The sequence below is a fragment of the Collinsella sp. AF37-9 genome, from assembly GCF_003475115.1.
Classification (GTDB): Bacteria; Actinomycetota; Coriobacteriia; order Coriobacteriales; family Coriobacteriaceae; genus Collinsella.
In genome coordinates, this window is the sequence record NZ_QROQ01000002.1 from 145,853 (window position 1) to 172,562 (window position 26,710).

Consider the following 26,710-nt stretch of genomic DNA (forward strand, 5'->3'; position numbering starts at 1 on the left):
TTTAGTGCGGCCTGTCCATGTTTTGTTTCTGGCTGCGTTTGATGTGCAGACCGAGGCCGGCGGTTCCTGCGCCTGCTGCTGTGGCGCCTGCTGCCAAGAGCCATCGTCTGTCGCCTGTCTGCGCCAACGGTTCCTCGCGGTCGCCGCGGTCGAGCTCCGAGAGGTCGACCGTCACTTGCGTGGCGGCCTGCGCCTGTTCTTGCTGGGCAAAGGCCATGGCTGGCCCAAACGCTAGGATGCCGACGGCGGCGGCCAGGGCGACGGCCTTATGCCGTGTGCGCACCGGGCTCGACCGTCCAGGTGATCGTTGCAACCTGATCGCCTTCGCCGGTTGCGCGGAAGATGTCGCGCGTGACGCGGGCGACGTTTCCGCTTGTCTTGAGTTTAATTTTGTCCTTGCCGCCGGCAATGCCCTGGTAACCCATGTCGAAGGCTGCGTTCTTGGAAAGATCGAGGCCCGTCCCCTGCATTGCGGCGCTGGCGTTCTGGAGTGCGCCGTCGGGGCCGACCTTAAAGTCGATGGAGTTCTGCGCGGTTCCGGCCTTGGCGTCGGCGGCAATGGTCCAGGTGTTCATGGCGTCGATCTTCATGTTGGTGACATGGATGCCGTAGGCCGAATGATTGTCGATGTTGGTTGCGTCTTCTGAGGGGCCCTGAAGCGTGCCGTCGGCCTTGGCGACGAAGGGAATAACCGTCGGAACTTTGAACTCAACGTTGTCGATCTCGGTCCTGACCATTACTTTCGTGGTTCCAACGCGCCCGGCTGCCATAGCTGGCGTCGGGGCGGCGCCCATTGCGAGCGCGAGCGCGAGCCCTGCGCCCACGACGAGCGCTCTGGCTCCGTTCATGTTCCTGGTGATGTCCATGGTCGTTCCTTTCTATTCGCCGCGGGCCGTCCCCGCGATGATTGGACGAATGCTGGTGAATTGCGTGCGGTGCCGCGTCGGCCGGAAAGCTAGTTCTCGGCTTGCTCAACCCGTACCTTGACACGTGTCGGATTGCCGTGGCTGTCGAGGGTCTTTGCATCGAGTGCCTGGATCTCGATGTACGCCTCGCCTTCTTTGATGTCGCCGGCGGGGCACGTCTCGATTGTCTTGCCGGTCTCGACCACACCGGATTCGTACATGGTCTCGTCGTTTTGGATGACGCGGAATCGCTGGGGAAATTTATTGTCTTGGACGTTTTGCACGTTGACGCGCAGCTTGCCGTCCTCCTGCAGCTGAGCGACCGGCGCGACCGAAATCGTCATCATGTTGTCGCGGACGATGGCGTCGAGCTCATCTTGGATTTCCTGACGCGTTTTGCCCTCGGCCGTCGTGACCGAAGCGCCCGCCTCGGGTACGGGCTGCGACTGCCAAACGTATAGTCCTACGGCGACAAGGGCGCAGACGATGGCCAAGCAGGCAACGATGAGCTTCTTGCGACGACCCAGGTCTGCAAAGCGGGGCGGCTTCTTTGCGCTCATGCGGCATCCTTGGCGGTATAGATGCGCGCAAAGGTGGACGGGTCCGCTCCAAAGAGCATGTGAAGCATCAGGCGGCGCGAGTAGACGAGCTCTTCGAAGTCGGGAGGGAGCTCGATGTCGTGGATATGCGCGATATGGTGGGCGAGCGCCGAGAACGACTCGGGGTCGCAGATCACATCGGTGGTAACGTGGTAGACCGCCGTATCGGGGAATGCCTCTTCGTCGAAAGGCAGGAGATGGGGATCGTCGTCGACTTCGATGGCGATGCCGTACTGGGGCCAGTAATATGCCATGGGAACCTCCCTGCTTCTGGGGCCAAAACTTCTGTCGGTTTTGGCTGTCGATGCCGACGGTATCAGCCGCTACTTGACCAATTGCTGACCAAATGCTTGACGGATTGGTGTCTCCGCAGGTAAAAGGCGGCAAAAAATACTCCAACTTTTTTCGAGCGACAATCGAGCGGTCGGCGACGGCGGGGCGATATTTGTCAAAAGCATCGTCTGCCGAGGAAATCCAGCCGCTCGCCGAATTGCACGAACGTAAAAATCGCCAATTATGGAGACGGTCTCGAACACGTCGACGAAACGATGCGGTAACATCTCCCTGCAAACACTGTAGTTAGCTAAAGGGGGAATTCGCGTGTCTGCAACCATCAAACCCTTCACCGACGAGTTCGAAGAGTATGGCCGCGATGAATCTCGCGCATCGGGCGAAGCATCGAGCATCTCGTTTCCGACAACGGAAAACGAGGTCCGTGCCATTTTGGAAAAGCTCCATGCCGAGCGTGTCCCGGTAACGGTTCAGGGCGCCCGAACCGGCCTTGCCGCCGGTGCCGTGCCCCACGGCGGGCATATCCTCAATACTTCCCGTATGAATTGCTACTTGGGCCTTCGCCGCGATGAACAAGGCCAATTTTTGCTGCGCGTGGAGCCGGGCGTTGTGCTCTCGGAGCTGCGCAAGCAGCTGAGCAAGAAGATGCTGCCGACCGCTGGTTGGGACCAGGCATCGCTTAAGGCCTACGATGAGTTTCAAGAGGCCCCCGAGCAGTTCTTTCCCACCGATCCCACCGAGGCGTCTGCCTGTCTGGGCGGTATGGCGGCATGTAACGCCTCCGGTGCCCGCAGCTACGCCTACGGCCCCATGCGCCCACATATCACGGGACTCCACGTCGCGCTGGCTGATGGCGATTTGCTTGAGCTCCAGCGCGGCGAGGCTTTTGCCCAGGGCCGCCACCTGTCGCTCGTGACGGCAGCAGGCCGTGCACTCGAGCTCGATCTTCCCGACTACACCATGCCCAAGACCAAAAATGCTTCGGGCTATTTCGTTGCTGAAGATATGGATGCCATCGATCTGTTTATCGGCGCGTGTGGCACAATCGGCGTCATAACCGAGCTCGAGATTGCCCTGCAGGCGGCGCCTGCGGTCGTTTGGGGTGTGAGTTGCTTTTTCGATAGCGAGGACAAGGCGGTGTCCTTTACCGATTCCGTGCGCCCTGTCCTGTCCCATGCGGCTGCCATCGAGTACTTCGATGCTGGCGCCCTGGATATTCTACGTCGCCAGCGCGAGCAGTCGACGGCGTTTGCCTCGCTGCCGGCGCTCGACAAAGAGGCCAAGGTATGTGTCTACGTGGAGCTCGATTGCGATGACGAGGCCCAGGCGACCGAGGAACTGTACCACCTGGGGTGGGTACTAGAGCTTGCGGGCGGCAGCGACGATGCGACATGGGTCGCGCGCACCGAGGTCGATCGCGAGTGCCAGCGGTTCTTCCGCCACGCGGTGCCCGAGAGCGTCAGCATGCTTATCGATGAGCGCCGCCGCATGGATCCCACCATCACCAAGCTGGGCTCGGACATGTCGGTGCCCAACGCACGCTTGGGCGATGTCATCGGCCTTTATCGCCGCACGTTAGCCGAAAGTGGGCTTGAATCTGCTGCCTGGGGGCACATCGGTAACAACCATCTGCATGTGAACATCCTGCCGCGCGACGCGCAGGACTACCGTCGCGGTGGCGAGCTGTTTGCCCAGTGGGCTGCGGAGGTAACGGCTATGGGCGGTGCCGTTTCTGCCGAGCACGGCGTCGGCAAGATCAAGGCGGGCTTCTTAGAGACGATGTACGGTCACGAGGCCATGGTCGAGTCGGCGCGGCTCAAGCTCCAGCTCGATCCCGACGGGCAGCTGGGTCGCGGCAACCTGTTTTCGGAGAAGCTCTTGGATGAGCTCGTCCAGAAAGGGGGCGCGTGAAGATGAGCGATTTCCATATGGTGGTGTGCGTCAAGGCCGTGCCGGGCAGCACCGAGGTCAAGATGGACCCCAAGACCAATACCATCGTGCGCGATGGCAAGCAGGCGGTCATTAATCCCTTTGATGCGAGCGCTTTGGAATGCGCGCTGGCGCTGAAGGACGACTTTATCGGCTTTGGCATGGATGTGCGCGTGACGGTGGTGTCGATGGGCATCCCCGCGACCGAGTCGCTGCTGCGCGACTGCATCGCCCGAGGCGCCGATGACGCACTGCTGCTAACCGATCGCGCCTTTGCAGGTGCCGATACCCTGGCAACCGCCTATGCCCTTAAGTGCGGCATCGAGGCGCTCGACGAGGACTTCGACCTGCTCATCTGCGGCAAGATGGCGGTGGATGGCGATACGGCCCAGATTGGTCCCGAGCTTGCCGGTGCCTTTGAGATTCCCTGCGTGACCGACGTGAGCTGCGTGCAGAGCGCGGGCTTTACGACGTGTGGCTCGCTGGCGCTCGTTCACGGATGCGATGCCGGCGAGGAGACGGTGTGCCTGGAGATGCCGTGCGCGATGACGACTGCCAAGGAGATTGGCCAGTTGCGTATGCCGAGTATTGCCGGTATTCGCGCGGCAGAGGAGGCGGACGTGCGCGTGGTCAGTGCCGCCGACGTGAACGCCGACCCCGCGCGTTGCGGTCTTGCCGGGTCGCCGACACAGGTCGTGCGCTCGTTTGTGCCCGACCGTGACCAAACGTGCAAGGCCGTTGAGGGGACGGCGTCCGAGCAGGCGGTAGAACTTGCCAAGATTATCGAGGGGATGGCATAGATGAGCGGACTGATTATCGATAGCGAAGCCTGTATCGGCTGCGGTCGCTGCGTTCGCGCCTGTGCCTCGGGCGGCATCGTAGTGGAAGGCGAGCGACCCAACCGATGCGCCCACGTAACCGACGGCTGCATCCTATGCGGTGGGTGCGTCGACGCCTGCCCTGTCAACGCTATCTCGATCGAGCGTGACGAGGCCGCTGGTGCGGTGGACCTTGATGCATATCGAGACATTTGGGTCTTCGTGCAGACTGACGAGCGCGACGCCGTGGCTCCCGTGGCCTACGAGCTCATGGGCAAGGGGCGCGAGCTTGCCGATGCTCGCGGCTGCCGTCTGGTGGCACTGGTCGGTATGGGCCCCGAGGGTTCTCTCGGTGACCTGGAGCATCTGGTTTGCGCGGGCGCCGACGAAGTCCTGGCCTGTCGCGACGAGCGCCTGCGCCAAAACGATGCGGAGGTCTACGCCCACTTGATCTGCGATTTGGTAGCCGAACGCAAACCCGAGGCCATCCTATACGGTGCGACCGCTTTTGGCCGCGAACTGGCACCCGGCGTTGCCGTGCGCTTGCAGACGGGCCTTACGGCTGACTGCACCGTACTTTCGATGGATACGGAGACGGGACTGCTGCAACAGACGCGTCCGGCGTTTGGCGGCAACCTGATGGCCACCATCGTCTGCCCCAATCATCGTCCCCAGATGGCAACGGTTCGTCCCGGCATCTTTAAGGCACCCGACTTTGACTACGGCCGCTCCGGCACGATCACCCAGATATCACTTGCGGATGATGCTAAGGCTCGTGTCGAGATCTCGATTCCCGCCGAGGAGTGGAGGCAGCAGGCCTCGATCGCCGATGCCGAGCGCCTGGTCGTGGTGGGCCGCGGCATTGGCTCCAAGAAGAATCTGCCCCTGATGCGAAGGCTCGCCGAGGCTCTGGGAGCCGAGCTTGGTTGCACGCGACCTGTCGTGGAGGCCGGCTGGTTGGAGTATCGCCATCAGATTGGCCAGACCGGCGTATCGGTTTCGCCCAAGCTTCTCGTGAGTATCGGTGTTTCGGGCGCCATCCAGCATCTTGCCGGCATCGGTGGGGCGGAGTGCATTATCGCCATTAACGAGGACCCGGATGCCCCCATTTTCGGTGCTGCCCAGTACAAGGTTGTTGGGGACGCCGTCGAGGTCGTCGAGGAGCTGCTGGCCCAGCTTGAGCGCTAGGCGCGCGCCAGCCAGTTGCGCATCTCGTCCTTTAGGCGGCTCCAGGCTGCCTGCGTGGCGGGGTCGGTAAAGGGGCGCGTAATGCCAAAGGGCGCGTCGAGCAGGCGGTAGATATCGCCCTGCTCGCGCGCCAGCGCGCGGCTCGCTGGATAGACGAGCTCAAACATAAAGCAGATGAGTCCCACCAGGTAGTCCGCCGGCTCGTTGCGCTCGTCGCGCGCGACGCACCGATGCTCGTCAAAGGCGGCAAGTGTCGGCGACGAGAAACGGCTGCCGAGAAACGTCTTCTCGTCCACCTTGAGGATGGTGTCGACGGTGCTGTCGGCGATGGTGCGCATAATGTCGATTTTGTCGCCATCGCGCACGATATCGCAGAAGCGCTGTGTACGCTCGTTGAGTTGTGCCGGTAGACGAAAGTCGCTGTGATAGGCGATGCTCGCGCGGATGAGCTCGTCGTGCTCGTCGGCCTCGATAAAATCTCGGATGCTTGTTGTGGCGGGCGCGTCGTCGGGGTTCTCGCCAAAGAGGACCCCGACGCCCAACGCTGCATGGCTCATACTCTCGGCGTCCTTAAAGGTGTCCCAGCGCCGCAGCTGCTCAAAGCGGCCCATATCGTGTAACAGGCCGCAAAGCCAGGCCAGGTCAATATCCTCTGTCGACCAGCCCTGCTCGCGCGCTACGGCATCGCATGCCTCGGCCACATGGTACGTATGCTCGATTTTGAGCGCGATGCGTGGGCTGGTGGCGTCGTAGGCATCGGTGTAGCTTTTGAAGGCCGCGCGCGCCCGGTCTCGATCGATAGCTGTCATAATGACTTCCTAAAAAGTTGTGTCTTTCGATCCGGTGGCAATTGTAGGTGAACTCGGTTGCTGTCGGATGATGATTCTGCCGTGTCGCTACATGCGGCTCGGAGACTTTGTCAGGATGAGAAGCGTATGGTGCTCAAAATCGTTAGAACCGTCTGGCCAGTGATGCTTACCTATGTTGCAATAGGCGCGCCGTGCGGAATGATCATGGGGCAGACGGGAATGGAACCCTGGATGGTCTTTGCCCTGAGCAGCACGTTTGTGACGGGCAGCGGCCAGTTTATGATCTGCAACCTGTGGCTGGCGGGCGTGCCTGCAGCATCGATCGTCGCGAGCGTTGCTGCCATCTCCTCGCGCTTTGCGCTTTATTCGGCATCGATCGCACCCCATCTGGCGGGCGCCTCGAAGCGTCAGACGCTGGCTGTTGCCGCGACGCTCACCGAGGAGGCATACGGCATCTCGCTTGCCAAGCTGGTTGAGGGGGAGGATTGGGGCCCGCGCGAATCCTTCGTGCTCAACGTGATCCTCATCGCGACATGGGGCGCTTCGTGCACGATGGGTGCCATCGCCGGTGCCGTTGCCGATGTTCCCACCGCTATTGCGAGTTTCGCCTGCACCTCGCTCTTTATCTGCCTGCTCTTTTCGCAGCGGCTGTCGCGCGGCAACGTTGTCGCGGCGGTTTCGGGCGCGGTGTCCGTCGCCGTATGCAAGTTCTTGGGCCTCGTGAATATTGCCGTGCCGGCAAGCGTCGTGGTCGGCATTACCATTGCGCTGGCGTGCGATGCTGTATTTGACGGAAGAGGTGCCCGCGATGCCCGTTAACGAGTTCTTGGTTCTGTGGCTGTCGTCGTGGGCTGCTATCGCGTTCTTTCGCATCGCGCCGGCGTTCGCCTTGCGCGGGCGGACCCTGTCGCCCCGCATTACCGAGGCCCTGGGCTATATCCCGCCCGCCGCCTTTGCCGCGCTGGTCGCCAACGACTTGGTGAGTCCCGGCGCGTTCGACGCGGGGCTCTGGCCTGCCTTGGTTCCCTGGATTGCGGCCGCCGGCGTCGTGGTCGTGGCGGTCAAGACAAAATCGATGCTGTGGTGCTGCGTCTCGGGCATCGTACTCTATATCGTCTTGAGCCTTATATAGGGGTGGCGTCGCGGGCGCCGAATCTCGTTCCATCCCAACTTGTCGAATTTTTCACCGAGCTGGTCTATTTCTTCTGGTACCATGGTCAAACTTTACTGTAGCAAAGCGTGACGTGGGCTTTTGTACCCCGTCAGCGGAAATGGGGGTTTCATGGCACAGGAAGCGAACGCCAACGAGCAAAAGAAATTCAAGGTCCCGCGCATCCCGGGCGACATCATGATCTATCCGATGATCGTCGGTCTTTTGCTCAACACCTTCTGCCCGCAGGTTTTTGAGATCGGCGGCTTCTTTACGGCTGCCTGCCGCGGTGGCTCCAATACCATCGTCGCCGCGATCCTGCTGTTTGTGGGCGCCGGCATCAGCTTTAAGTCCACGCCGGGTGCCATCAAGACCGGCATCGTCGTGCTGATCCCCAAGCTGGTCGTCGCAGCGGCTCTCGGCCTGGGCGTGGCATATTTCTTTAACGACAACTTCCTGGGTCTGAGTTCCGTGTCTATCATCGGCGGCATCACGTTTTGCAACATGGCGCTCTATACGGGCATCATGGGCGAGTTTGGCGATGAGTCCGAGCAGGGCGCCGTCGGTATCCTGTTCTTTACGGCCGGCCCTGCCGTCACGATGATCATCCTCGGTGTTTCCGGCCTCGCCAACATTCCCATTGGCACCATTATCGGCTCCATCTTGCCACTCGTTATTGGCATGGTTCTGGGCAACCTGTTCCCGTTTATCAAGAACCTGCTGGTCCCCGGCGCCAATCCCGCGATCGCTGTCATCGGTTTTCAGCTCGGTGCGTCCATGAGCCTATCGAGCTTTATCACCGGCGGTATTTCCGGCATCTTGCTGGGCCTTGTCACGCTGTTTGTCGTCGGTCCCATCACCTTTGCGTTTGAGCGTCTGTGCGGCGGCAATGGCAAGGCCGCTGTGGCTTGCTCCACCATTGCCGGCACGGCTATGACCACACCGGTTGCCCTCGCCGAGGTCGCACCGCGCTACGCCGAGCTTGCGCCCACCGCGTACGCTCAGATCGCCACCGCCGTTATCATCACGGCGATCATGGCTCCGATTCTGACTGGCTGGGTCGACAAGAAGTTCTGCCAAGGCAAGGAGGATCTGCCGCCTGTCGGTGTCGAGGCCATCGAGGAGGCTGTCGCGACTGACATCGATGGCGAGTAGCAATCGATACCCATCAATGATGCCGGCGTGTGCAATTCGCGCCGTATGGGCGCCCGAACAGAAACTGTTTTGCAGTGATGTTCGGGCGCTCTGCTATTATCCCCTTTACCCCTGCGGAGTAAAGGGGTGTTTATTGCCCTGATTCGAATTGGGCGATTCTGACCACTTGGATATTGAAGGGATGGCGCTAGTGGTTAAGGCACTCAAGATTGAGATATTCGTGCTATGCATGATTGTTCTTATCGGGCTTGCCGTACGAAGCCGTCGCTCCCTGTTCTCGAGCACCCAGCAGCTTTTGTTTAGCATGCTGGGCTACACGTCTGCTGCGTACATATTATTCGATATGATCTGGACGCTTTCGGACGGTGTGGACGGCACGTTGGGCATTGCTGCCAACTGGATTTCCAACGCGGTTTCGTTTTCGCTCTTTGCTATCGCGTGTCTCATTTGGTTTATCTATTCCGAGACGGTGCAGGGTTCTCGCCTTTTGACCTCGCGCTATAGGGTGGTGCTTGTAGCGTTGCCTACGGCTCTGGTGGTCGTGCTGGCGTTTACCAGTTACTGGACGCAAGCCCTGTTCTATATCGATTCGCAGGGCGTGTATCGTCGCGGCTTTGCCTATATGATCCAGCCCATCGTCAGCTACTGTTACGTTATACATACGTCCCTGCATGCATTTGTGCAATCTCGCAGGGTCGAGAGCCTGCAGACGAAGGCCATCTATCGAACCTTGGCATTTTTCGCCATTCCGGCCCTGGTGGGCGGTACCTTTCAGGTCGTATACTCGGTGCCCGGCCTTTGTGTCGGCATAATGATTAGCATGTTGCTGCTCTACATCATCTACCAGGAGCAGCTCATCTCGACCGACCCGTTGACTGGACTTAACAATCGCAACCGTTTTGAGACCTATATGCTGTCGCTCTTCTCAAATGTGGATCAGGCCGAAGATGTATATCTGCTTATGATGGACGCCGACGGCTTTAAGCAGATTAACGATCTCTATGGGTATGTGGAGGGCGACCACGCTCTTCAGGTTGTTGCGACGGCGCTCAAGGATGCCTGTTCGCCGGCTGGTGGCTTTATCGCACGTTATGGCGGCGATGAGTTCGTGGTGCTCCAAAAGGCAGCGGCGGAACAGGACATCATGCGTCTGTGCGCGGCAATCAACGATGAACTCGCACGCGCCGAGGTGCCGTATCTGTTGCGGATGTCCATCGGCTATGCACGGGTCGGTGATGGTGTCGATACCTGGCAAGATTTGCTTCGCGCCGCCGACGCGGAGCTCTACCGCGTAAAGTACGAGAAGAAGAAAGCTGGCGTCCAGATACGCTAGAAATAGGGGCGCACGCTTGCGTGCATGGTGGCCCTCGGCTCTCCGATGTATTCCATTAAACTAAAGTATGTGAATCCCCTCTGCTAAATAAGGGCAGTTCGCTAGGCCTTTTTAGGCCTGTTGACGATGATGATGCCGCCGCAGACCAACAGCAGGGCGACTATAACGGTAACGGGGCTCGTGCCGGCGCCCTCGCCGAGCAGCAGCGCACTCAACAGCACACCAAAGACGGGGTTCATAAACCCAAAGACCGAGACGCGGCTGACGGGGTTGACGGCAAGCAGGCGCGACCATAGCGAGTACGCGATGGCGGAGATGAGTGCCATATAGATAATGAGCGCGATGGCGGGGATGATCGCGGTGGGGGAGAGCGCGCCGCCCATCAAAAACCCGATGGCGGTGAGGACCAGGCCGCCGACCAAGAACTGCCACCCGGCAAGCAAGACACCGTCGTGCTCGCGCGAGAAGATGCCGATCAGGCAGGTCGACAGGGCACCCGCGACGGTGGAGGCCAGGATAAAGCCCTCGCCGTCGAGCGTAAAGCCAAAGGTGCCGTCCGCGCCCGAAAGGTTGACGAGCGCGACGCCGGCAAAGCCCAGTACACAGCCGAGCACCTTGGCCGCATCGAGCTTTTCGGTGCGAAACGCCAGGGCGGCAAAGAGGATTGCGAGGAAGTTGGCGCTGGCCTCGATGATGGAGCTCGACATGGCGCTGGCGCGCGAGAGGCCCAGATAGAAAAAGAAGTACTGCCCGATAGTCTGGAAGAGCGACAAGACAAAGATGGGCTTGATGTCGCGAGCCTGCGGAATGAGGGGGCGGCGTTGGGCCGCACTCATCCCAACGATAACCAGGGCGCCGGCAAGCGTGAAGCGCAAGCCCGCAAAGAGTAGCTGCGAGGCGCTATCGTGCGCCGGGATCCCAAAGAGTGCGTAGCCGATCTTGATGCAGGGAAAGGCCGATCCCCAGAGTGCACAGCAAACAAGACAGCCCAGGATGAGTCCGGGCAGGGTGGCGAGATACGGCTTGCGGCTTTCCATGATGTCCTTCCTACATGCGCGAAGCAAAAAAGAACCCGCCACCGGATGTGTCGGTGGCGGGTGTTGTTACCCGAGGGGATTGTACCCGATGGGAAAGGCTTAGGCGAAGTAGGCTACGCCGCTCTCAAAGATCGGCATGAACTTGTCGCCGGGGACATGCTCGGGCACGTTGCGGTACAGGTTGTCGCCGCGACGCTCGGCATGGCCCATCTTGCCCAGGACGCGGCCGTCGGGGCTCGTGATGCCCTCGATGGCGAGTGCGGAGCCGTTGGGGTTGACGGAAAGGTCCATGCTGGGCTTGCCGTCCTCGCCCACGTACTGCGTGGCGACCTGGCCGTTGGCGATCAGCTGGGCGAGCACCTCGTCGTTGGCGACAAAGCGGCCCTCGCCGTGGCTGATGGCGACGGTGTAGGGGTCGTCGAGGCTGCACTGCGACAGCCACGGGGACAGGTTGGACGAGATGCGGGTGCGCACCAGGCGGCTCTGATGGCGACCGATGGTGTTGAACGTCAGCGTGGGCGCATCGGGCGTGGCGTCGACGATGTCGCCGTAGGGTACCAGGCCGAGCTTGATCAGGGCCTGGAAGCCGTTGCAGATGCCCAGCATCAGGCCGTCGCGGGCCTTGAGCAGGTCGCGAACTGCCTCGGTGACCTCGGGAGCGCGGAAGAACGCCGTGATGAACTTGGCGGAGCCGTCGGGCTCGTCGCCGCCCGAGAAGCCGCCGGGGATCATGACGATCTGGCTTTGGCGGATGCGACGGGCAAGCTCGTGGGTGCTTTCGGCAACAGCCTCGGGCGTGAGGTTGTTGATCACGAAGGTGTCGGCCTCGGCGCCGGCGGCGCGGAAGGCGCGGGCGCTGTCGTACTCGCAGTTGTTGCCGGGGAACACCGGGATAATCACGCGCGGGCGGGCGATTTTGGCGCCGCCGTACACGTGGATATCCTTGGTGCGATAGTCGATGGTCTCGACCTCGGGCTGCTCGCCGGTGCTGCGGTAGGCAAAGACGCCTTCGATGCCGCTCTCCCAGGCCTCTTGGAGCTCGGAGAGCTCGATGACCTCGGAGCCGGTGTCGATGACATAGCCCTCGACGGTGGTGCCCAGGGGCTCGACGACAACGCCGTCGGCGACCTCGGGCAGCTCGGCGTCATCGGCGAGCTCGACGATAAAGCTGCCGTAGAGCGGGGTGAAGAAGCTCTCCACGTCCACATCCTCGGCAAGCTCGATACCGATCTGGTTGCCGACGCACATCTTAAAGAGGCTCTCGGCGCCGCAGCCGTAGCCGGGCGTGGAGATGGCCAGGGCGTTGCCGGTAGCAGTGAGCGCCTCGACGGCGTCAAATGCGGCGAGCAGCTGCTGGGCATCGGGACGGTAGTCCTCGCCGTAGGTGGCGGGGGCGATGCGGACGACGCGGTGCGTCAGACCCTTGAACTCAGGGGAGACAGCGCGCGCCGCGCGGCCCACGGCCACAGCGAAGCTGATCAGGGTCGGCGGAACGTTGAGCTCGCCGGCCTCGTCCTCAAAGGAGCCGCTCATGGAGTCCTTGCCGCCGATGGCGCCGGCACCCAGATCGACCTGGGCCATAAGGGCACCCAGGACGGCTGCCATGGGCTTGCCCCAACGCTCGGCCTCGGTGCGCAGGCGCTCGAAGTACTCCTGGAAGGAGAGGTAGGCGCGCTTGTGCTCAAAGCCGGCGGCAACGAGCTTGGCGATGGACTCGACTACGGACAGGTAGGCGCCCGCAAACTGGTCGGCCTCCATCAGGTAGGGGTTGAAGCCCCATGCCATAGCGCTCGCCGTGGTGGTCTCGCCGTCCACGGGGAACTTGGCGACCATGGCAGAGCTCGGAGTGAGCTGCGTCTTGCCGCCAAAGGGCATGAGCACGGTCGCGGCGCCGATGGTGGAGTCGAAGCGCTCGGAAAGGCCCTTGTTGGAGGCGACGTTGAGGTCGGTGACAAGCGAGGTCATGCGCTCGGCAAGCGTGGTGCCGGCCCAGCTGGGCTGCCACACGCTACGGGCGCAGACGTGGGCGACCTGGTGCTTGGGCGCACCGTTGGAGTTGAGGAACTCGCGGGACAGGTCGACGATGGCGACGCCGTTCCAGGCCATGCGCATGCGCGGCTCGGCGGTAACCTCGGCGATGACGGTCGCCTCCAGGTTCTCCTCGGCGGCGTAGCCCATGAACTCATCGACGTCACCATCGGCGACGGCGCAGGCCATGCGCTCCTGGGACTCGGAGATGGCGAGCTCAGTGCCGTCAAGACCGTCGTACTTCTTGGTCACGGTGTCCAGGTCCACGTACAGGCCGTCGGCAAGCTCGCCCACGGCGACCGAGACGCCGCCAGCGCCAAAGTCATTGCAGCGCTTGATCAGACGGCAGGCGTCGCCGCGGCGGAACAGGCGCTGCAGCTTGCGCTCGACCGGGGCGTTGCCCTTCTGGACCTCGGCACCCGAGGTCTCGATGGACTCGGTGTTCTGGGTCTTGGAAGAGCCGGTAGCGCCACCGATGCCATCACGGCCAGTGCGGCCGCCCAGCAGGATGATCTTGTCGGTGGGGGCGGGGCACTCGCGACGCACGTGGTTTGCCGGGGTGGCGCCCACGACGGCGCCGACCTCCATACGCTTGGCGACGTAGCCGGGGTGATAGAGTTCGTTGACCTGACCGGTGGCAAGGCCGATCTGGTTGCCGTAGCTGGAGTAGCCGGCGGCAGCAGTGGTCACGAGCTTACGCTGCGGCAGCTTGCCCTCGAGCGTCTCGGACACGGGGACGGTGGGGTCGCCGGCGCCGGTGACACGCATGGCCTGGTACACGTAGCTGCGGCCCGACAGCGGGTCGCGGATGGCACCGCCCACGCAGGTGGCGGCACCACCGAAGGGCTCGATCTCGGTCGGGTGGTTGTGGGTCTCGTTCTTAAAGAGGAACAGCCAGTCCTGGTCCTCGCCGTCGACATCGACCTTCACCTTGACGGTGCAGGCGTTGATCTCCTCGGACTCGTCGACATCGGTCATGACGCCGGTCTTCTTGAGGTACTTGGCGCCGATGGTGCCCATGTCCATGAGGCAGACGGGCTTGGTGTCGCGACCGAGTTCGTGGCGCATCTCCATGTAGCGGTCGAAGGCCTGCTGCACCACGGCGTCGTCGATCGTCACGTCGTCCAGGACGGTGCCGAAGGTGGTGTGGCGGCAGTGATCAGACCAGTAGGTGTCGATCACGCGGATCTCGGTGATGGTGGGGTCGCGATCCTCATCGCGGAAGTACTGCTGGCAGAAGGCGATGTCCGCCTCGTCCATGGCAAGGCCGCGCTCGGAAATAAAGGCGGCAAGGCCGGCTTCGTCGAGCTCGCGGAAACCGTCGAGCACCTCGACGGGCTGGGGCTCGGGGGTCTCCATGTACAGCGTCTCGGGCAGGTCGAGCGAGGCGATGCGCGCCTCGACGGGGTTCACCACGTAGTGCTTGATGGCATCGATGGCGGCCTCGTCCAGAGCGCCCGAGATCATATAGACCTTGGCGGAGCGCACGGCGGGGCGCTCGCCCTGGCTGATGAGCTGCACGCACTCGCTGGCGGAGTCGGCGCGCTGGTCAAACTGGCCAGGCAGGAATTCGACGGCAAAGACGGCGCCATCGCTTGCGGGGAGCTCGTCGTAGGTCACATCGACCTGGGGCTCGCTAAAGACGGTCGGCACGCAGGACCGGAAAAGCTCCTTGTCGATGCCCTCGACGTCGTAGCGGTTGATAATCCTCAGGGCCTCGATGCCCTTGATGCCGAGAATTTCGGTCAGCTCGCCCTTGAGCTGCTGAGCCTCGACGTCGAACCCGGGTTTCTTCTCCACGTAGATACGAGAGACCATTGGTTCCTGCCTTCCTGATCGGTTGGGCGTACGGTACGGTATGCGGCAGCGGTCGGTTTGCGGGGTCTGCCCTGCGGTCGCCTTGAGCCACATGTTTGTAAACCTCACTATGATACGACAGCTCGCGGCGCGTTGAGGACGGCGAGGGTGCTACAGTGAAGCGCAAACAAGAGAAAGGCATCACATGGCATTCGTTTCGCTCGCCATCATCGCACTCGTGGCCTTTGCGAGTCCTTTTATCGCCTCGGCGATTCCCGGAAAACCCGTTCCCGAGACGGTCTTTTTGCTCGTGCTCGGCGCGGTACTGGGACCCCATATGCTCGGCGTCATCCATGTAGATGCTGAGGTCTCGCTGGTGTCCGAGCTGGGCCTGGCCTTTTTGTTCCTGCTTGCCGGCTTTGAGATCGACCCCAAGAGCATCACGGGCGTCGAGGGGCGCTACGGCTTGGCGACGTGGGTCGTCACGTTTGGTATCGCCTGGCTTGCCGTGCGCTTTACCCCGTGGTTCTCAGTCAGTCATTTCGACGGTATCGCCGTGACGCTTGCCCTCACTTCGACGGCGCTCGGTACGCTTGTGCCCATCATGCGTGAGCGCTCGCTCACCGGCACGCGCGTGGGCGACTCGATTCTCGCGTATGGCACTTGGGGCGAGCTCGGTCCCGTGCTCGCCATGTCGGTGCTGTTGTCTGCCCGTACGGGTGTCGAGACGCTGTTGATCTTGGGGCTGTTCGCCGTGGTGTGCGTGCTGCTTGCCGTGGTCCCCAGTCGCTCCAAGCGTATTGGCAGCCGCTTCTTTGCCTTTATTCAGGAGCGCGCCGATACGACTTCTCAGACGTTCGTGCGCCTCACAGTGCTCATCCTGGTCACGCTCGTGGCGTTTTCCGCCATTTTTAGCCTCGATATCGTGTTGGGCGCTTTTGCCGCGGGCTTTGTCCTGCGCTATATCATCCCCGAGGGCAACCATACGCTCGAGCTTAAACTCGATGGCCTTGCCTATGGCTTTTTGATCCCGGTGTTCTTTACCGTGTCGGGTGCCAAGATCGACCTGACTGCTGTAGCATCGCGCCCCGGCTTGCTCGTGGGCTTTATCGTGGCGTTGCTGGTTATCCGCGCCGTGCCCATTCTTATTTCCATGAGCATTTGTCCTGCGACGCGCGATGTGTCGGCGTATGGCCGCATTACCGTGGCCCTGTACTGCACCACGGCGCTGCCGATTATCGTCGCCGTGACGAGCGTCGCTGTCAACGCCGGCGCATTATCACAGGGCGTCGCTTCGGTTATGGTGGCGGCCGGCGCCATCACGGTGTTCCTGATGCCACTGCTCGCGCAGCTCTTCTACCGCGTGGTCGATGCCGCGCCGGTTGCCGCCGTGGCAGAGGTTGCCGAGCATCCATCCGATGCGCTCGACATCCTGCGCGCCCACCACGACCTAGCGAGCCTGCTCGCACGCGAGCACGAGCTGCTGACATCGCATGGCCATGGTCGCGTATTCGAGGGCCTGCCTACGCTCGATACGATTGCCGAGCGTCTTTCCGCCGAGGCAGCGAGCGGCCACATCGATGCCCGCATCGTGGACGCGGCGCATCTTCTTGCCGATAAGACCTATGGTGATGAGGTTGACCCGTCCGAGCTGACTCCGCGCGAGCGTCGCCGCCTGGAGCGCGCCAAGCTCGCCGTGCATGAGTATCGCCGTCGCATGCTGGAGCTTTATGCGCATGAAGAAGCCGACGAGGACGACGGCAAATAGCCGACGCTGGTGCGGAGGTGACATTCCCGTTTGAGGACGGACGCGAAACGGGACGCAGTTTCCCTTCAAACAGAAGAAGACGCGCTGCCCGCAGTTGATGCGGGCAGCGCGCCTTTTTTGGTTGAGCTATGTTGGGGCCAGGGGCCAAAGCTTGTGGCCTCTTAGGAGCGGGCGGCTCCGTCGACGGGGAGCACGGCACCCGTAACATAGGAGGACATGTCGCTCGCCAAGAAAACAAAAGCGTTGGCGACATCCTCGGGCTCGCCCATGCGACCCAGCGGAATGGTGGCGATGATGGGCTTGATGACCTCTTCGGGCAGGTTGGCGACCATATCGGTCTTGGTTACGCCAGGTGCGACGGCGTTGACGCGAATGCCCATGGGGGCGAGCTCGCGCGAGAGCGACTGGACCATGCCGTTGACGGCGAACTTGGACGTGGGATAGCCGACGCCGGAGGGCTGACCGTACTTGGCGACCATCGAGCTCGTGGTGGTGATGGTGCCGCCGTGGCCGGCCTCGGTCATGATCTTGGCGGCAGCCTGGTGGCCATTAAAGACGGCGACGACGTTGAGGTCCATGACCTTTGCAAACTCCTCGGCCGTGTAGTCCAAAAGGGGCGAGCGCTGGGAGATGCCGGCATTGTTGACGACCGTGTCCAGGCCGCCCATATCGGTGGCAGCTTGGGTAAAGGCCTCGGTTACGGCCTCGAGCGAGGTGAGGTCGCAGGAGCGGCCCCAGACCTTGGCCTCGGGATAGGCGGCCGCCAGCTTCTCAACGGCTGCGTCGGCAGTTTCCTGGCGCGAGCCAAAGACGGTGACGGCGGCGCCCTCCTCGATAAAACGGCAGGCGATGGCATAGCCGATACCGCGCGTGCCTCCGGTGATGATTGCTTTCTTGCCCTCGAGCAACATAGTGCTTCCTCTCATCGCGGGCGGACATTCGCAGCACAGCGTAGCGGTAGCCGGAATCGGCCGCGTTTGCATATCGGTGAACGGTAGCCCGCGTTACCGATGAACGGCTCGTGCAAATGCCGCTTTGCCGCTGTGCTTAGAAGCCGGATAGAAAAGGGCTCCCGTCCCACATAGGACGGGAGCCCCCCGAGGCGCGTATTGTTAAGCGGGTGTTGGACTAGTTGGCCATAACGCCTTCGGTCCAGGCCTCGACGTCCTCGATACGCAGGACGTTGGCGACCTCGGCCACGCAGTCGACGCTGGCAAGCTCGGCGGCGGCAGCCTGGACGTCCTTCTCGAGCGCGCGGTGCGTCAGGAAGATGACCGAGCAGGCATCGCTGACGCCCGACTTGCCGTCCTCGACCTGGTTGATGAGCGAGATCGAGATGTTGTGCTTGGCAAAGATGTCGACCGTCTCGGACAGGGCGCCCACGCGGTCGGCGACCTTCAGGCGCACATAGTACTTGGTCTGGAGCTCGTCCATGGGCTTAAAGGCGAGGTTGTGGCCATAGGGCTCAATCTCGGGCAGCGGAGCCACGCCGCGGCTGATCTGCTCGGAGAGCGACAGGATATCGCCCACGACGGCGCTCGCGGTGGGGAAGGAGCCTGCGCCGGCACCGTAGAACATGGTCTCGCCCACGGCGTCGCCTACCACGTAGACAGCGTTCATGGCGCCGTTGACCTTGGCAAGCATGTGGTCGGCGGGGATCAGCGTGGGATGCACGCGGACGTCGACGCCGGCGTCGGTGTTGCGGGCGATGCCCAGCAGCTTAATGGTGTAGCCGAGCTCGCGGGCCTGAGTGATGTCCTCGGCGCCGATGGTGCGGATACCCTGCTGGTACACATCGTCGGTGGTCACGCGGGTGCCAAAGCCGATGGAGGCAAGGATGGCCGTCTTGCTGGCGGCGTCGAAGCCGTCGACGTCTGCGGACGGGTCGGCCTCGGCATAGCCCTTGGCCTGCGCGTCGGCAAGCACGTCGGCGTAATCGGCGCCCTCGGCGTCCATGCGCGACAGGATATAGTTGGTGGTGCCGTTGAGGATGCCGGCGATGGTCAGGATCTTGTTGCCCACTAGGTCGTGCTCGAGCGTGCTGACAATGGGGATGCCACCGCCGCAGCTGGCCTCGCACTTAATCTGCACGCCGCACGCGCGCGCCTTTTCGGCGAGCGTCTCGACGTGACGGCCCAGCAGGGCCTTGTTGGCAGAGACGACGTGCTTGCCGTTCTCGAAGGCGGTGGTGAAGATCTCGGTTGCGGGATGCTCGCCGCCGATCAGCTCGACGACGATGTCGACGGCGGGGTCGGTGACGACGTCGTGCCAGTCACTCGTGAAGGCCTCGCGCTCAATGCCTGCCGCCTCGGCCTGCTCCCAGGCAAGCGCGCAGGCGCGGGTCAGCTTAAGGTCGATGCCGTAGGCTGCCAGGTACTCATCGTGGTGGCTCTTGATCAGACGGGCCACGCCGCCGCCGACGGTTCCCAGGCCGATCAGACCGACGTTCACGGTGCGCAGGGGTTCGCTCATAGATAGCTCCTTCGTGCATCTCATGGATGGATTAACCGCTTAAAGGTTGAGTGCATTCTAGCGTGAACAGAGGGCGCGTGCTCGCCAGGCAACAGGAGTCGCACAAAACGGCACCCCCGAAACGCTGCGGAAACATTGGAAACATGCTCGCTACAAACGGAACTCCGTAACAAACTGTCAACGTTTGCACCATAAGGTTTGCCCTGTACCGCAAGACGGCCGCATCGCGGCTAGCGAAAAGGGGGACACCATGTTTATTAAGAGCGGGAACGCTTGTAACAGAATGGAAACATTACTTTTACACAATAAAGTGGCATTACTGCATAAAAAAATAGAAATACGCAGAAATATGGATAAATGAACAAATCCAAAGAAAAGTTGAAATATTCGCCACTTTTCCTAACTAAAGCGTCTACTATTTTGCGAACGCCGAACACGGCGAAGGATGGCCTGTCGGGTAACCGAAACCCGACGAGATTTGAGAGGAGAGCCGCATGTCGAGCCTCACCGGTAAGTCATTGAACCCTGTTATGAATCGCAGGAGCGTTATCGCGAGCGCAGCAGGTCTGGGGGCGATGTCCATTCTAGCTGGCTGCTCCTCCAACGGCGGCGACAGCGGTTCCGCGTCGGGCGACGCTTCGTTTAAGATCGGCACCATCGGCCCGCTGACCGGCGCCAACGCGTCCTACGGCAAGTCCGTTACACAGGCTGTCGAGCTTGGCTGCAAGGATTTCTCGACTAAGGAGCTGCCGCTTGTCAGCAAGGCCGAGGACGACCAGGCTGACGGTGAGAAGGCCGTCAACGCCTTCAACACCCTGCTCGACTGGGGCATGCAGGCCCTCGTCGGTCCGACCACCACGGGTGCGTCGGTCGCCGTTGCCGCCGAGTGCGGCAACGACCCCGAGACGTTCATGATCACCCCGTCTGCGTCCTCCGAGGACGTTACCAAGGGCAAGGATTGCGTCTTCCAGGTTTGCTTTACCGACCCCAACCAAGGTGTCAACGCTGCCAAGTTCCTGGCAGAGAAGTATGCGAACGAGAAGTTCGTGCTGTTCTATAACTCCGGCGACGCCTATTCTTCGGGCATCGCAGATTCCTTTAAGGCCCAGGCCGCTAAGTCTAAGCTTGAGATTGTCGACGAGGAGACCTTTAAGGACGACTCCGCCACGAGCTTTACCAACCAGCTGACCAAGGCCAAGCAGGCAGGCGCCACCATGATCTTTGCGCCGATCTACTACACGCCGGCGTCCGTCCTGCTCAAGAACGCCAAGGACATGGGCTACGACGTCAAGATGATGGGCTGCGACGGCATGGACGGCATCCTGGGCGTTGAGGGCTTCGACACCTCTCTTGCCGAGGGTCTGCTGCTCATGACCCCGTTCTCCGCCGACGACGAGAAGAACGCCGACTTCGTCAACGCTTACAAGGATAAGTACGGCGATACCCCCGACCAGTTTGCCGCCGACGCCTACGACGGCGTGCATGCTGTGGTCGAGGCTCTCAAGGAGGCCGCCCTGGGCGTCGACGCCGACCCCACCGAGGTTGCCGAGAAGCTTCCCGAGGCTATGCTCAAGATTACCGTTGACGGTCTGACTGGCAAGCTCTCCTGGAACGACAAGGGTCAGGTCCAGAAGGACCCGACGGCGTACGTCATTACCGACGGCAAGTACGTACAGGCCTAATAGGCCGCCTTATATAGAGCGGTTTTGATCCCAAGCAGGGGAGGTTTTGGCCTTCCCTGCTTGCTTGGTATCTAGGGACGATGTAACGTCCCTGTTTCATACATCAACTGGAAACCTATTCGAAAGGGGGATGTGGAACATGACGGTCTTTATCCAATACCTGGTCAACGGCCTGTCCATGGGCAGCGTCTACGCCATCATCGCGTTGGGCTACACCATGGTCTACGGTATCGCCAAGATGCTGAACTTCGCTCACGGCGACGTCATCATGGTTGGTGCCTATGTCTCGTTCTGCGCCACGTCGTATCTCGGCCTCCCGGGCTGGGCATCTGTAATTCTCTCTTGCGCGGTCTGCACGATTCTCGGTGTTCTCATTGAGGGCCTGGCCTATAAGCCGCTGCGCCAGGCGGGCCCGCTGGCCGTTTTGATCACGGCTATCGGCGTGTCCTACTTCCTGCAGAATGCCGCGCAGCTCCTGTGGGGCGCCACGCCCAAGAACTTTACTTCGCTCGTCACCTTCCCAGTGCCGGAGTTCTTGGCCAAGTACAACGTGAGCGCCGTATCGCTCGTCACCATCGTCGCCTGCCTGGTGATCATGGCCGGCCTGGTGTTCTTTACGGGTAAGACCAAGATGGGCAAGGCCATGCGTGCCGTGTCCGAGGACAAGGCCGCCGCTCAGCTCATGGGCATCAACGTTAACCGCACCATCTCGATGACGTTTGCCATCGGCTCGGCGCTTGCCGCTATCGCCGGCGTGCTCCTGTGCTCCTACTCGCCGGTGCTGCAGCCCACCACGGGCGCCATGCCCGGCATCAAGGCTTTCGACGCTGCCGTCTTCGGCGGCATCGGCTCCATTCCCGGCGCCTTTGTCGGCGGCATTCTCATCGGCATCATCGAGGCGATGGCCCAGGCCTACATTTCCACGAGTCTTGCCAACTCCATCGTCTTTGGTGTTCTGATTATCGTCCTGCTCGTCAAGCCTGCCGGCCTCTTGGGCAAGTACGTCCCCGAGAAGGTGTAGGTGAGCGCTATGAAGTTCCTTAAAGACAAGCAGACGCGTCACGACTTTGTCACGTACGCCATGTGCATCGTGGCATTCGCCATCGTGTTCTTTATGCAGTCCAACCATATGATCCCGCGCATGATCGCCGGTCAGCTGGTCCCCATCACGGCCTACATCGTTATGGCCATCTCGCTCAACCTCGTCGTCGGTATCGCGGGCGACTTGTCGCTGGGCCACGCGGGCTTTATGAGCGTCGGCGCCTATACGGGCATCGTTACCGCCGTCGCCCTCGAGAGCGCCGTTCCCTCCGATCCAATACGTCTTGTCATCAGCATTGTGGTCGGCGCTATCGCCGCTGCCATCTTGGGCTTCTTGATCGGTATCCCGGTCCTGCGCCTGAGCGGCGACTATCTGGCCATCGTGACCCTGGCTTTTGGCGAGATCATCAAAGAGATCGTCACCTGCCTCATTGTGGGTGTCGACTCCCGCGGCCTGCATGTGATCTTTAACATCACGGGCAACTCCACGATCGACGACCTGCACCTGCTCGAGGACGGCACCGCCATCATCAAGGGCGCCCAGGGTGCCTCGGGCGTGTCGACGTACTCGACCTTCCTCGCCGGTGCCATCCTGGTCATGGTCGCGCTCGTGATTGTACTCAACCTGGTGCGCAGCCGTACCGGCCGTGCCATCATGGCCGTGCGCGATAACAAGATTGCAGCCGAGTCCGTAGGCATCTCCGTCACCGAGTACCGCATGATCGCCTTCGTGGTTTCCGCTGCCCTCGCCGGTGCTGCCGGAGCTCTCTTCGGCGGTAACTTCTCGCAGCTCTCCGCCACCAAGTTCGACTTCAACACGTCGATCCTCATCCTGGTGTTCGTGGTCCTGGGCGGTCTGGGCAACATGCGCGGCTCCGTCATCGCGGCGGCGTTGCTCACGGTGCTTCCTGAGCTGCTCCGTCAGTTCTCGGACTACCGCATGCTCATCTACGCCATCGTGCTGATCCTGGTCATGATCTTTACCAACAACCCGCAGCTCAAGGCGTTCTTCGGTCGCGTCAAGGACCGTTTTGCTTCCAAGAAGGAGGTGGCAGCCGATGCCCAGTAAATTTGAGTTCAACAAGGGCAAGATGGTCCCGTATCCTTCTGGCGCCATCGTTCCCGATCGCGACCTGGGCCAGCGCCCGGCGCTCGAGTGCATCCACCTGGGCATTGAGTTCGGTGGCCTTAAGGCAGTCGACGACTTTAGCCTGACTATCGGCAAGACCGAGATCGCCGGCCTGATCGGCCCCAATGGTGCCGGTAAGACCACGGTCTTCAACCTGCTCACCAAGGTGTACCAGCCCACGCACGGCACCATCCTGCTCGACGGTGAGGACACCTCGGGCAAGTCGGTCTACCAGGTCAACCGCATGGGTATTGCCCGCACCTTCCAAAACATCCGCCTGTTTAACACCATGACGGTGGAGGATAACGTTAAGGTCGGCCTGCATAACCAGGAGCGTTACTCCGGCTTTGAGGGCGTGCTGCGCCTGCCGACGTATTGGAAGCACGAGAAGGCCGCCCACGAGCGCGCCATGGAGCTGCTGTCCATCTTTGATATGGAGCATCTGGCAAATGAGCAGGCCGGCTCGCTGCCTTACGGCGCTCAGCGTCGTCTGGAGATCGTCCGTGCGCTTGCCACCAACCCCAAGCTGCTGCTGCTCGACGAGCCTGCCGCCGGCATGAACCCGTCCGAGACCGCCGAGCTCATGGAGAACATCGTCAAGATTCGTGACACCTTCGGCATCGCCATCATGCTTATCGAGCACGACATGTCGCTCGTTATGAACATCTGTGAGGGCATCTGCGTGCTCAACTTTGGTAAGGTCATCGCCAAGGGCACGGCCGAGGAAATCCAGAACAACGACGCCGTTATCGAGGCGTATCTGGGCAAGCAGGATAAGGGGGAGAACTAAATGGCAGAGCCGATGCTTTCCGTCTACAACATCAACGTCTGGTACGGTGCCATCCACGCCATCAAGGACATCTCCTTTAACGTCAACGAGGGCGAGATCGTGGCTCTGATCGGTGCGAACGGTGCCGGCAAGTCCACAACGCTCAAGACCGTCTCGGGCCTGCTGCGCTCCAAGACCGGCTCCATCAAGTTTATGGGCGAGGACATTACTCATACGCCCGCCGATAAGCTGGTTGGTAAGGGCCTGGCCCAGGTGCCCGAGGGCCGTCGCGCCTTTTTGCAGATGACGGTCGAGGAGAACCTGGAGATGGGCGCCTACACGCAGCCCAAGTCCACGGTTGCTCCGGGCCTTGAGCGCGTCTACGAGCAGTTCCCGCGCCTGAAGGAGCGCCGTCGCCAGGTCGCCGGCACCCTTTCGGGTGGCGAGCAGCAGATGCTCGTTATGGGCCGCGCCCTTATGAGTAACCCCAAACTGCTTATGCTCGACGAACCTTCCATGGGTCTGGCGCCGATTCTGATTGAGCAGATCTTCCAGATTGTCGAGGACCTGCACAAGGCCGGCACCACGGTGCTTCTGGTCGAGCAGAACGCGCAGATGGCGCTCTCGATCGCCACACGCGGCTACGTGCTCGAGACCGGCAAGATCACCATGACCGGCACCGGCCAAGAGCTCCTGCACGACGATAACGTCCGCAAGGCCTATCTCGGTGGCTAGGAGGTTCCGCCGTTCTACCGAACGGCGGACCGGCCGACGCTGCGCGGGCGCCCTGATCGACGTGCCGAAGCTCCTCACCCTTGGGGCTATGCCGCGGTACGAGGCCAGGTGGTCATGGTCCGGGAACCTCGCGATGTCGAATGACACCGCGAGGTTCGCCGCCGTCCTCGGCGACCTCGACCCCCGAGTGGGCGATCCCCACGCGCTAACGCCTGCAAACAAGGGGATCGCCAAGACGCCGCCGGGCACCTCCGTCATAGACGTGGAAGTGCGGCCGCGCTGAAGCTCTGCGCGGTGTCTGCTCGCTTATGTGCGCATCACGAAGGAAGACCAGATCGGTGAGCGGGATTGGCCCGAAGTCGAGAGATTCCCATCAGCCTCTCGTCGGTCGATGACCGGTTCACCACGCAGGAAGAGCGTGACGGAAGGTCTCGCAAAAAGGCTCCGAGCGCGGCGTGCTCATGCCCGTCGTGGTGCGCCCGAAGGGGGGACGGCTGCTACGAGCTCGATCATTTGCGAGGAGAAGACGAACCAGTCGTTGCAGATCCAATATGGATCTCGCCGACCTCGGCAAGCTGCTCGATGAGCGGAAGCCCTGTCGGGTCGTCTATTTCAACACCACCCAGAATGATGGTGTCATCGCGCAGGTCGATCTGTGTGTTGAACACAGCGAGGTTAAAGCCGGAGGCCACAAATCCGATAGCAGCCAGGACGAGCCCCGTGGCAACAAGCCCACCCGCTACGGCAAGGTAAATCTTTTTTACGCTGGACATGTTTGCACTCCTTCCTATGCCGTAAGCGGCGCCGCTTCAGCGCCCCTGCGGCTCTTATTGCCTCGATCTTTCCAGAAGGGCGAAACGGCTTTCTTCGCCCAAAGGGCAGAGAGGCACGCGATCTGCTTGGACGCCGTCCAGGCACCGGCTCCCGCGAGGAGCGCCACACCGATGGAAACGAATCCCATTCCCATCGAGGTTAAAACGTACGGAACATGCCCGATAATGATGCCGTCCGCGGTGAACAGGAGCCCCACCACGCCCGCGCCCCCGAATGCCGCGGCCACGATCCACACGCAGAGCGCAAGAACCCAAATGCAGATGTAGACTGTAGCGGCAACGGCGACGAACGCGAGCAGCAGCGGAATCCATACCGGAGAGCCCACGATGGCGAGCGCCCATAGAAGCGCCGTGCTCTTGCGCTTGGTCCTCGCAATTGCGCGCGGCACGGCGGGCAGTTCGTCGAGCGTTGCCTCGGCGACCTCACCGAGCGTGCCCATGGCGGCCACAGCCTCGGCCTCCGTCATGCCGTCCTCCATACGGTCGGCGATGGCCTCCGCGTAGAACTCCTGCGTTTCCCTACCTGATCTGCCGGCAGGCAGGCCAGAAGCTCGCCCAGCCGGTTCAAGAACTCATCGCGCGTCATGGTGCGCTCCCTTCACGTAACGGTAGATTTCCTGCACGGATGGCCATTCGGCGAGGAACTCGGCGATACGCTCATGCCCGGTTTCCGTGATGCGGTAGTACCTTCGCAGCCGCCCGTTGTGCTCGGCGGAGCGCGCCGTGATGCACCCCGCTTTCTCCAGGCGCTTGAGCAACGGATAGAGCGTGGACTCCGTGAGCCCCATGCTCGCGGGCACGTCCTTCACGATCTGATAGCCGTAGGATTCCTCGCCCGAGACGGCCGCGAGCACGCAGGCCTCGAGGAAGCCGCGCTTCATCTGTGCCTCCATCCGCACACCTCCTTTCGTAGTATACTGTGCAACACCTACTATATGACACATAGTATATGATGTCAACAGTTGTCGTATAGGGAGTCCGGTCTGTCTGTCCCCGGTATAGCGACGAGTGTCGGTTGACGCATCGCGCGAAACACCAACCAGTGCTCCTTTGATGCAACTCTCATTCGACCACATTTCTGAGCAGCTACCTTCACGCACCAAAGCGTGCCTCATCCCGGGATAGTCGTTGGGGACGTTCTTGAATGAATAGTCGTTTAAGAACGTCCATTACAGTCGAAATTGTCAGCCCGGGACCGTCTCGGGCTACGATTGAGGCGCGCCCAGAACGGGCCGCCGACCG

Annotated in this window: 25 protein-coding genes; 13 read left to right on the forward strand and 12 right to left on the reverse strand. The window is 61.5% G+C overall.

Annotated elements, in window-relative coordinates:
• Position 1: 1 nt before the first annotated feature.
• From DW024_RS01425 to DW024_RS01440, 4 genes are all read right to left on the reverse strand, one after another.
• Positions 2-283, reverse strand: a complete 282-nt coding sequence (locus DW024_RS01425) for a hypothetical protein (RefSeq protein WP_118376792.1) — start codon at positions 281-283, stop codon at positions 2-4.
• Positions 267-866, reverse strand: coding sequence for a hypothetical protein (locus tag DW024_RS01430; RefSeq protein ID WP_118376793.1), 600 nt, complete (start codon positions 864-866; stop codon positions 267-269). Before DW024_RS01430 ends, DW024_RS01425 begins: the two co-directional genes overlap by 17 nt.
• Positions 867-955: 89 nt before the next feature.
• Entirely contained in the window at positions 956-1,465 is a 510-nt protein-coding gene (locus DW024_RS01435; protein ID WP_118376794.1) for a hypothetical protein, read from the reverse strand.
• Positions 1,462-1,758, reverse strand: a complete 297-nt coding sequence (locus tag DW024_RS01440; RefSeq protein WP_118376795.1) for a hypothetical protein — start codon at positions 1,756-1,758, stop codon at positions 1,462-1,464. Before DW024_RS01440 ends, DW024_RS01435 begins: the two co-directional genes overlap by 4 nt.
• 346 nt (positions 1,759-2,104) lie before the next feature.
• Between DW024_RS01440 and DW024_RS01445 the strand changes: the two genes are divergently transcribed.
• Genes DW024_RS01445 through DW024_RS01455 form a run of 3 tightly spaced genes read left to right on the forward strand, consistent with a single transcriptional unit; the run spans position 2,105 to position 5,730 of the window.
• Positions 2,105-3,706 carry an FAD-binding oxidoreductase gene (locus DW024_RS01445; protein WP_118376796.1) on the forward strand — a complete coding sequence of 534 codons (1,602 nt, stop codon included), beginning with the start codon at positions 2,105-2,107 and terminating at the stop codon, positions 3,704-3,706.
• A gap of 2 nt (positions 3,707-3,708) precedes the next feature.
• Entirely contained in the window at positions 3,709-4,524 is an 816-nt protein-coding gene (locus DW024_RS01450) for an electron transfer flavoprotein subunit beta/FixA family protein (protein WP_118376812.1), read from the forward strand.
• Positions 4,525-5,730, forward strand: coding sequence for an electron transfer flavoprotein subunit alpha (locus DW024_RS01455; protein ID WP_118376797.1), 1,206 nt, complete (start codon positions 4,525-4,527; stop codon positions 5,728-5,730).
• Here the strand turns inward: DW024_RS01455 and DW024_RS01460 are convergent.
• Positions 5,727-6,539, reverse strand: coding sequence for an HD domain-containing protein (locus DW024_RS01460; protein WP_118376798.1), 813 nt, complete (start codon positions 6,537-6,539; stop codon positions 5,727-5,729). The two genes, DW024_RS01455 and DW024_RS01460, sit on opposite strands and share 4 nt — an antisense overlap.
• Positions 6,540-6,701: 162 nt before the next feature.
• On the opposite strand from DW024_RS01460, the gene DW024_RS01465 reads away from it, so the two are divergent.
• The 4 genes from DW024_RS01465 (at position 6,702) to DW024_RS01480 (ending at position 10,177) form a co-directional block, all read left to right on the forward strand.
• Positions 6,702-7,358 (forward strand): AzlC family ABC transporter permease, encoded by a 657-nt coding sequence (locus DW024_RS01465; RefSeq protein ID WP_255413751.1) that lies wholly within the window; start codon positions 6,702-6,704, stop codon positions 7,356-7,358.
• Complete coding sequence (locus tag DW024_RS01470) at positions 7,348-7,671, forward strand: AzlD domain-containing protein (protein ID WP_035137063.1); 324 nt, start codon at positions 7,348-7,350, stop codon at positions 7,669-7,671. The genes DW024_RS01465 and DW024_RS01470 overlap by 11 nt, the downstream gene beginning before the upstream one ends.
• Positions 7,672-7,821: 150 nt before the next feature.
• Positions 7,822-8,844, forward strand: a complete 1,023-nt coding sequence (locus tag DW024_RS01475; protein WP_118376800.1) for a 2-keto-3-deoxygluconate permease — start codon at positions 7,822-7,824, stop codon at positions 8,842-8,844.
• A 190-nt stretch (positions 8,845-9,034) separates the two neighbouring features.
• The gene (locus DW024_RS01480; protein WP_158572108.1) at positions 9,035-10,177 is read left to right on the forward strand and encodes a diguanylate cyclase; all 1,143 of its coding nucleotides are present in this window, start codon (positions 9,035-9,037) and stop codon (positions 10,175-10,177) included.
• A 101-nt stretch (positions 10,178-10,278) separates the two neighbouring features.
• On the opposite strand, the gene DW024_RS01485 is transcribed toward DW024_RS01480, so the two are convergent.
• Together DW024_RS01485 and DW024_RS01490 are read right to left on the reverse strand one after the other, a co-directional pair.
• A complete protein-coding gene (locus tag DW024_RS01485) occupies positions 10,279-11,214 on the reverse strand; it encodes a DMT family transporter (RefSeq protein WP_118376802.1) in 936 nt (311 codons plus the stop codon).
• A gap of 99 nt (positions 11,215-11,313) precedes the next feature.
• Complete coding sequence (locus DW024_RS01490) at positions 11,314-15,060, reverse strand: phosphoribosylformylglycinamidine synthase (RefSeq protein WP_117655184.1); 3,747 nt, start codon at positions 15,058-15,060, stop codon at positions 11,314-11,316.
• A gap of 184 nt (positions 15,061-15,244) precedes the next feature.
• Here DW024_RS01490 and DW024_RS01495 point away from each other — a divergent pair, with 184 nt between their 5' ends.
• Complete coding sequence (locus DW024_RS01495) at positions 15,245-16,807, forward strand: cation:proton antiporter (protein ID WP_118376803.1); 1,563 nt, start codon at positions 15,245-15,247, stop codon at positions 16,805-16,807.
• 161 nt (positions 16,808-16,968) lie between these two features.
• Here DW024_RS01495 and DW024_RS01500 read toward each other — a convergent pair whose 3' ends face one another.
• Both DW024_RS01500 and DW024_RS01505 read right to left on the reverse strand, forming a co-directional pair.
• On the reverse strand, positions 16,969-17,718 hold the full coding sequence (locus DW024_RS01500) for an SDR family NAD(P)-dependent oxidoreductase (RefSeq protein ID WP_117629660.1): 750 nt from the start codon (positions 17,716-17,718) through the stop codon (positions 16,969-16,971).
• A 217-nt stretch (positions 17,719-17,935) separates the two neighbouring features.
• Positions 17,936-19,279 carry a homoserine dehydrogenase gene (locus tag DW024_RS01505; RefSeq protein WP_118376804.1) on the reverse strand — a complete coding sequence of 448 codons (1,344 nt, stop codon included), beginning with the start codon at positions 19,277-19,279 and terminating at the stop codon, positions 17,936-17,938.
• Between the two features lie 494 nt (positions 19,280-19,773).
• Here DW024_RS01505 and DW024_RS01510 point away from each other — a divergent pair, with 494 nt between their 5' ends.
• The 5 genes from DW024_RS01510 (at position 19,774) to DW024_RS01530 (ending at position 24,635) form a co-directional block, all read left to right on the forward strand.
• Positions 19,774-20,961: an ABC transporter substrate-binding protein gene (locus DW024_RS01510; RefSeq protein WP_118376805.1), complete on the forward strand. Its 1,188-nt coding sequence runs from the start codon at positions 19,774-19,776 to the stop codon at positions 20,959-20,961.
• 139 nt (positions 20,962-21,100) lie between these two features.
• Positions 21,101-21,982, forward strand: coding sequence for a branched-chain amino acid ABC transporter permease (locus tag DW024_RS01515; protein ID WP_117637818.1), 882 nt, complete (start codon positions 21,101-21,103; stop codon positions 21,980-21,982).
• A gap of 9 nt (positions 21,983-21,991) precedes the next feature.
• On the forward strand, positions 21,992-23,071 hold the full coding sequence (locus DW024_RS01520) for a branched-chain amino acid ABC transporter permease (protein ID WP_117635469.1): 1,080 nt from the start codon (positions 21,992-21,994) through the stop codon (positions 23,069-23,071).
• Positions 23,061-23,921, forward strand: coding sequence for an ABC transporter ATP-binding protein (locus DW024_RS01525; RefSeq protein WP_089573307.1), 861 nt, complete (start codon positions 23,061-23,063; stop codon positions 23,919-23,921). Before DW024_RS01520 ends, DW024_RS01525 begins: the two co-directional genes overlap by 11 nt.
• A 12-nt stretch (positions 23,922-23,933) precedes the next feature.
• Positions 23,934-24,635: an ABC transporter ATP-binding protein gene (locus DW024_RS01530; RefSeq protein WP_035137222.1), complete on the forward strand. Its 702-nt coding sequence runs from the start codon at positions 23,934-23,936 to the stop codon at positions 24,633-24,635.
• A gap of 509 nt (positions 24,636-25,144) precedes the next feature.
• Here the strand turns inward: DW024_RS01530 and DW024_RS01540 are convergent.
• The 3 genes from DW024_RS01540 to DW024_RS01550 form a co-directional block, all read right to left on the reverse strand.
• Positions 25,145-25,408 carry a hypothetical protein gene (locus tag DW024_RS01540; protein ID WP_117637816.1) on the reverse strand — a complete coding sequence of 88 codons (264 nt, stop codon included), beginning with the start codon at positions 25,406-25,408 and terminating at the stop codon, positions 25,145-25,147.
• A 14-nt stretch (positions 25,409-25,422) separates the two neighbouring features.
• Positions 25,423-25,935: a hypothetical protein gene (locus tag DW024_RS01545; RefSeq protein ID WP_233541299.1), complete on the reverse strand. Its 513-nt coding sequence runs from the start codon at positions 25,933-25,935 to the stop codon at positions 25,423-25,425.
• A gap of 105 nt (positions 25,936-26,040) precedes the next feature.
• Complete coding sequence (locus DW024_RS01550; protein WP_199410663.1) at positions 26,041-26,361, reverse strand: PadR family transcriptional regulator; 321 nt, start codon at positions 26,359-26,361, stop codon at positions 26,041-26,043.
• Positions 26,362-26,710: the final 349 nt, after the last annotated feature.